The sequence below is a fragment of the Candidatus Roizmanbacteria bacterium CG_4_9_14_0_2_um_filter_38_17 genome, assembly GCA_002788855.1.
Classification (GTDB): Bacteria; Patescibacteriota; Microgenomatia.
Window position 1 is genome coordinate 1 of sequence record PFSB01000012.1, and the last position, 7187, is coordinate 7187.

General features: G+C 38.6%; 6 protein-coding genes. 5 read left to right on the forward strand and 1 reads right to left on the reverse strand.

The features are described from left to right. The 5 genes from CO050_02600 to CO050_02620 form a co-directional block, all read left to right on the forward strand. Positions 1-220 (forward strand): hypothetical protein (locus CO050_02600; protein ID PJC31586.1); only part of this gene is annotated, 220 nt, incomplete at its 5' end. A 276-nt stretch (positions 221-496) separates the two neighbouring features. Continuing rightward, on the forward strand, positions 497-841 hold the full coding sequence (locus CO050_02605) for a hypothetical protein (GenBank protein ID PJC31587.1): 345 nt from the start codon (positions 497-499) through the stop codon (positions 839-841). A 234-nt stretch (positions 842-1075) separates the two neighbouring features. Then, positions 1076-1363, forward strand: a complete 288-nt coding sequence (locus CO050_02610; GenBank protein PJC31588.1) for a hypothetical protein — start codon at positions 1076-1078, stop codon at positions 1361-1363. Then, positions 1363-1617 (forward strand): plasmid stabilization protein, encoded by a 255-nt coding sequence (locus CO050_02615; protein ID PJC31589.1) that lies wholly within the window; start codon positions 1363-1365, stop codon positions 1615-1617. Before CO050_02610 ends, CO050_02615 begins: the two co-directional genes overlap by 1 nt. A 57-nt stretch (positions 1618-1674) precedes the next feature. After that, positions 1675-3186: a hypothetical protein gene (locus tag CO050_02620; GenBank protein PJC31590.1), complete on the forward strand. Its 1512-nt coding sequence runs from the start codon at positions 1675-1677 to the stop codon at positions 3184-3186. On the opposite strand, the gene CO050_02625 is transcribed toward CO050_02620, so the two are convergent. After that, positions 3183-7175, reverse strand: a complete 3993-nt coding sequence (locus CO050_02625; protein PJC31591.1) for a hypothetical protein — start codon at positions 7173-7175, stop codon at positions 3183-3185. The genes CO050_02620 and CO050_02625 overlap by 4 nt on opposite strands. Between the last annotated feature and the right edge of the window lie 12 nt (positions 7176-7187).

The window sequence follows — 7187 nt, forward strand, 5'->3', positions numbered from 1 at the left end:
ACTATTTGGACTGGTACAGGACTTTTTGGGAATCCAGATATTTGGAAATGATACGGTATTGCCTACTCTTGGAGGAACGACAAGCCAAGTAAATTGTACTTATGTGACACAAGAAACTTGCCAAGCTGGAACAGCTTGTGATACAAGCAACCTTTGTAAGGCTGATTGTATTGCAAATGGAATAGCTCCTAATCGAAATCTTTGGTATTGCCCAAACTAGATTCTAAATTTGTAAGTCGAGGCGATTCATGAATACGCTCACTTTTAATAACTTCCGTTACTTACAGGTAATATGCTGGAATAAAGTAGACGGTAGTTTTACCAGCTTGTCTTGGCCCTTTAATGGCAAGTATCTCTGGCTTTGCTAAATATTTATTGATAGTTGCTCTCAGGTCTCTCTTATATATTTTAGCAGGGTTATAAAATGTTGTCAAACGTCCAGCGTTTGACACACTTATTAAAAACCCAGTTTTTAATAATGTGATATATTCTAGTTATGTTCACATTTATAAGTAAGGTTTATGGGGAAATTCCCGCCTGGTCCAATACGGGTACGCCTGAACAGCCTGCGCAGATTCAGGACCTGGAGGTGCTATTTGCCAGAGCAGTGAAGTTTGCTGCCTGGGGAGCAGGAATTGGGTTATTTGTGATGATGGTTGTGGGAGGGATAAAACTTATTACATCCCATGGAGATCCCCAAGCAGCAGCTAGCGCGAAACAAACCATCACTTTTGCAGTTATTGGCTTGTTGGTAATTGTAGGCGGCTGGCTTATTTTGTTTCTACTTGGCAGGGTTCTGGGTATAAACCTCTTGCAGTTTACAATACCTATTGAAGCTTGAGGTATAGGCGGGTAAACCATGAGAGTAACCATTCACGAGTTTACAAAGGATTCAAAACCGAGCTTTACATGAAATGGATAGCTTGGCTTTAGAATCGGATATAATCGCTCGCTTAAGGCAAGGCCATTCATTTCATGAAAGGCCTTGCCTTGTTTCGCTCAGTTTGTTAAATCCTGAATGGTTACCCATGAGACAATTGACAATAATTGTTAAACATTGTTATAATATAACAATATGAATACCTTAAGTATATCAGTTACGAAAGCGCAGGTTGGTGTTATAGATAAGCTTATTAGCTTACATGGCTTTGCTAATCGAAGCGAGTTTTTTCGCGCTCTGTTGCGCTTGGTAGCAATGGAACCTGCTATAATCAATTCCGCTATAGCATTTCCGTTTGTAACTCCTGATGAAAAATCTACTGCGAAAGTCGTTGAGAGTTTTCGCAATACAAAGACATATTCACCTGAATTTTTGCAGGATTTGGAGGAAGGACTTAATGAGAGTGGTTATTTTACAAAATAATGCCTAATATTCTTCCTCTTACGCCAAAACTAAAGAGAAAACTTGTCAAACATAATCTCACTCAAAAATATAACAAGCAAATTTCTTTGCTAACAGTGAATCCCAGTCATCCTAGCTTAAATATTGAATTGCTCAAACCTAAAGAAAGAGGTATTTATAGCTTTAGGATTGATCTAAAATTTAGAGTATTGTTCTTTTTTAGCCCTGTCAAAAATGCGATTCAAGTAATTGCAATAACTGTCCACTATCGCTAAAGCTACTTTGACTGTAGGATTGACAATAATTTCCCCATCCAGCATAATTAAATTTGTATGAAATCTGTTGGGTCTAAACTCACTAAAAGGAAAACTGTATTAATGCTGTTAGTGCTTCTGTTTCTTTTTGGTCTGGCTACTAAAGTTTCAGCTGGTTGGGTGTTTTCAGGATTGGAGAATAGTGGAGAAGCTCGCGATGTAGCAGAGGATAATGGGAGTTTAAATCTAGAAGCAAGTACGCAAAAAATGGTGGATGAGTATTTTGTCAGTCTAAACTGTAGCCTTGGGGGTGTTGGATGTACTAATAAACCGGATAAATTTCACGCTTTTTATGACCGAAGCGTGTTAGGTGCTTCTCAGAAAGTAATATCTCTTGCTTATGCGTTCCCGCCCGCAAGTACTTCAAATTATCTGGCGTTTATGGGCTCAAAATCTGGGTTAATTGATAAGACCTATGCGCAAGGAATTGGTTATTCAGGGTTACAACCTATTCTTGGTCTATGGAATGCAATGAAAAATACTTCGTATGTTGTAATATTGATCGTTCTTGTATTTATGGGGATTTTGATAATGTTTAGAAAATCACTTGATCCTCAAACGGTATTGACTTTTCAAATGGCTATTCCTCGAGTTATCATAACGATTGTTCTTATAACTTTTTCATATGCTATAGCTGGTTTTGTTATTGATTTAATTTATTTAAGTATTTTATTTGTAATTCAAATTTTTGAATCTAGTAAGTTGCTTGATGTAGGTGCTATTGCGCAGGCTAAACAGGACTTTACTTCGGGTTCGCCATGGGTAATCTTTGGTTATACATTGAAATCAATTCCTGTTGACGCTGGTGGGTTATTTTCTGGAGGTAGTGGTATTCTTGTTGGTCTAGGAGCTTTTGGTCCACTGGGAATTACTTTTGGTGTGATAGCATTTATCATTGGTGCAGTTATTAGTGGTTTATTTGAAACCGTGAGTGGAGGAGGAGGTGTTGGATTAAATATCATCGGAAATATTGTTTCACCATTTGTTATGCTCATAGTTTTTGTAGGCTTAATTTCAGTTGCATTTAGATTAATTTGGATGCTGATTAATGCTTATATCCAGCTTATTATTAATATTGTTTTTGCGCCTATTATGCTCTTAGGAGACTTGTTCTCGGGAGGAGCTTCATTTTGGAACTGGTTTACTAATTTACTTGGCTTTGCAGTTGTTTATCCGGTAACTGCATTGTTGTTACTTACGGCATATGTGATAAATATTCAATTAAAAGATATTGGTGGTCTGTGGGTTGCTCCAATGGTTCCAGGTTTTTCATCAGAGGTTATTGGCTCGATAATTGGTATTGGGGTGCTGTTTATGATACCGCAAATAGTAAAGTCGGTTCAGGAGGTATTTAAACCATCTTCGCCGGTTTCAATTACTGGTGGAACTGCTGTTGCTCCACTAACAGGCGCTTTTAATATGGGTATGAATTTATTCCAGACTTATAGATTGTTCCGCCCACATCAGTTGTTGAGTAAAGAGGCGCAAGAGGGATTGGCTCATATGTCAGATGCTGTTAAGAAAACTTAGCCTTTTTTAAATTCCTCCGCGGCTTGCTTATAAGCCTGCCAAAGAATATATATAAGCATTCCATATCCCAGGTAAGAAAATGCTCTTCTGACTGCAAATGTAGATAAGTCAGCTGGGGTTAAATTGAATTTCTTCTCTATCGCTTTTGTTGCGTGATGTGTTCCCATTAAAGCGTCAATGTGGTGTAGGACTTCGGTAATTTTTTCTTTAATTTCGTTTGTTTGTAATATTGCTGCGCTTGGATTCTCTGTTATTAGCGCAACTCTGGACATAAATTTTCCTCCTATTTCTTTAATTAATTTAGCGTCTGATTCAAAAGCTCCCCTTGCTAATTGCTCTAATCCTGGGACAAGAGATAGAATATCACTTCCTTTTACCATTTCGATCCATGCTTCTATCAAAGCCCTTCCCGGTACGGCTGCGTCACCCGGAGAACTCCAGCCAGATAAATTGCGTACGTAAACATCTATTTGTTCTGCAATTTTATCTAATTCATGACGATGAACATTAATCATAATATCGCTTATCTGATTTGACGCATCAACTAGTCCAGCAAATTCTCCGTTTGCTCTATAAACTGAAGCGGTGGCGAGTTTTTGCATCTCTACTTCTTCAAAAAGCATGTCTCCTAGGCTTAGGTTAACATCCATTGGCATTCGGGTAAACAAATCAAATTGACGTTTCCCCAGCACTGCTCTATTTTCCTGGCTTGTTAGTGCACCTATTTCTATAGATTCTTCTTTATTAATAGACCTTCTCCATCTGGCGTTTAGTCCTTGTTGAAGATTATCTCCACTGGTGGTTATTATGGAAGCTTTACCTGCCTTACCTTGTCTCATTAGCTCAAAGTAGTGGCGTAGATATCCTGTCATTTCACCAAAACTTTGTTGATACTCATTAAATGTAAACCCAGGCTGTAGTTGGTTAATATTTTGTTCAAGAAAAAAGCCAAGGTTTTTACCTGTTGTTGTTGGGTCGTCTAGAGAAAAGTAGGAATCTACCCGTTCAGTTCCGGCCAGATCGCGTATTACTTCTTCTTGGGATGAGCGTAATGATTGTTCAAGAACTCTCCATAATTGTTCACGTATTGAGAAAAATTCGTCTGCTTGTTTGCTTGGCTCAACAGCATCCAGTCTTGCGCGTATTGCTGGGTTTCCAAGCAGTATTTCATCGAACTTATACCCAATATCTTCTACAAAATAAGCGGACAGTACTCCTGGCAATCTAAAAGCTAGCTGATCAAGCATGTATTTTTTTCTCTCTATTGTTAATTCATCTTTTACTAATTTATCAAAGTTATCTTTCTGTTTTACAGCTTCAGACAGTATTGTTTCGTGCTGTTCGTATTGAGAATTTTTGGCTAGCTCTTTAATATCGTCAATTTTACCTAAATAAAATACTGAGATTATTCTTTCATCTCCTGTGTCTCTTGCAAGTTGGGCTACTTTTTTTAAAGCACTTAGTGCGTCTTTGGCTTTTTTTGACTGAGGGTGGCCGTGGCTATCTATAAACCTTTGACCAAGATGCCTTGCCGCCTCGCTTACTAATTGACTACCTCCAGAAATATGACCTGTCGCTTCTTGTTCCTCTTCAATTCTTCTAACAAGTTCAAGGACTGTTTTCGAAAAGCCGTCAGCTCGCTCTGCCTCGTAGGTCATAACATCACCAGGGGTTCTTATTTGTGCTCCAAGTGCTGCTTCAAAGCGATTGGGGTTAGTAATTGATCCTTGTTTTCCTTGACTATCTAAACGAGAAATAATTGGATCCATTGCTCCCTGTAGAATGCGCCAGCCAGACTCATAGGGAGTAGAATTCCAAGTTGTCATGGTGGGCTCTGCCATTAATTCATAGGGAATTCCTGTTTCTTGTTTAATATGCTCAATAGCCTCATACAGCACGGGTAGTGAATTTGGTGAGTCTGGGTGTTTTGCATCTTTATTTACTAGCATTTTTATCATGAGTTTGTGCCAATGAGGTGAAGATGCAAGTCGGGTATCTTTCGCTAATTTATAAGTCATATAGAGTAGTCTGGACATGCCTGACATGTCTTGAATTATTAACTGGCTATATTCGTCATATCTTCTGCGCATCATTTGTTCTTGGTGCATTGCGCGCATTTCTTTCTCTAGATAAAGTCCTTGTATCATTCTTCCATCTTCTTTGGGTAATGTGGCAAAAGCAACGTCAATTTTTTGATGATGATGTGTAAAAATATAGTGCTGCCTAGCTCGTCTAATTCCGTCAACAATATAGCTTTTTCGAGAATCAAGCTTACTTATTATTGTCTTCTCTCTATCGGCAATTGCAACATTTCCTTCTCTTATGTCATAATCTACTTCTCTTGCCACCAAAGATTGCTCGTGTGCGAGCATGTCTTGATATACTCTTTGCTCGGCAGGAGAAAGAATATAGTCGGTTTTATGTTTAAATTCTCCTAGCGTCAAGCTAAGTATATTTTCAATTGGCTCACCAGATTCAATTTGCGTTTTATATCTAAAATGTAGTTGGTTGAATAATTTATAATCAGAATCTGTAAACTGCTCATCTATTCTGGCTACTCGTTCGTTGGCAGGAACATTTTCCCAAGCTATTCTTAGCTCTCTTGCAGATGCTGACAAACTACGATCACTTCCTGCTTTGTTTTTGACCATGTTCCAGACTTGGATTCCACGTGATTTAAATTCTGCCCCTTGGGTCATATTTATCTGTCCTATTAAATCCTCCTCTGTGAGAAAATAGCCATTGTTATAGTCAGCTTGCTCATCTCGAGAGAGTGGTTGATTTAAAACTGTTTTTTTGTGTTGAAGAAAAAACCAACGCCTTGCTTTTTCTCCAGCAAAATTCATTAATGCCTGGTCATAAAAACGATTTGCAGTCATAGTCAACCGCCTTCGCTCTGGCTGTAAAATTGGGTCGATTCCTCTTCCGGTTAAATTTTCTAACCAACGAATGGGGATCTGTTTATAAATATCTGCTGATGCTTTTGCGTCTGTGCTTAAAAGAAGTCTTTTTAAGACTCCATGCTGGGCTACTTGCTCGGCAAACTCACGAGAAACTAGTTGCTTCCAGCGATGTGCGAGTACTTGCGCTTGTGTTCTTGTTAAGCCCTCTCGTTCCAGAAATCCTATACCTTGAGTGGTAATATAGTCTTTAAGTGCCGACATTTTATAATGTATGGTCATATCTACCTCTATATCTCCAATTGGGTCTGCTGTTAGGTCTTCAAGCACTGAATCAAGAACTCTCTCCCACCCTTGAGGACCTTGTGATATTAAAAATTGTTGTTCGGGGGTTAGAAATGTAGAATTTTGCGTATGAAAACCCTCGGACCCTCTTTGTCCTAAAAGGATAGCGTCGCGCAAGTCGTATATAAGCTGGTTTTGAATTGCTTGTATTTCTGGTGCATTGGTAAAGTCCAGCTGTTCTAACTGCTCTTGCTGTGTTTGTAATTCATGTAGAGACAGCCTAGCGTGTTGTCCCATTTCTCTTAATCTATTAATAAATCCTCTTAATCTTTCTGCGTGTGGGCGCATTGGCTCAAATTCAGGATTTGTCATAGTTTCTGAATTGTTTATTTGGTCTGTATAGTCATCTAGGTCTAGATTCCTGGTTTCTCTATTTTCAGGCCCATCTTGTCCACCACTAGCGGACAACAACTCTCTTCCTTTTACTAAATTACAAAATTTGTCTTTAAATTCTTCTGGTGGGATCTCTTCGCTTAAAATTTCGTTAAATAGTTCTGCATCCAATTCCCCGTCGTATTTACCATTTGTTTGTCTTTTTCCATATTTTGCTTCGTAGGCAGTGTCTCCCGTGCTAACTCTGTCTCTAATTTCAATAAGCGCCTTTTTTGCTGCGTTAATCGCAATTGCTTCTATATTAGAGTTTTCTTCTGTATTTGTTGACATCTTTTTGTATAGACTAAATAGCTTTGTTCTAAATCTTACGGCTAGATCTGACTTTCCTCCTCTATGTGTCGCTTCAAGCATAATACGGCTTAG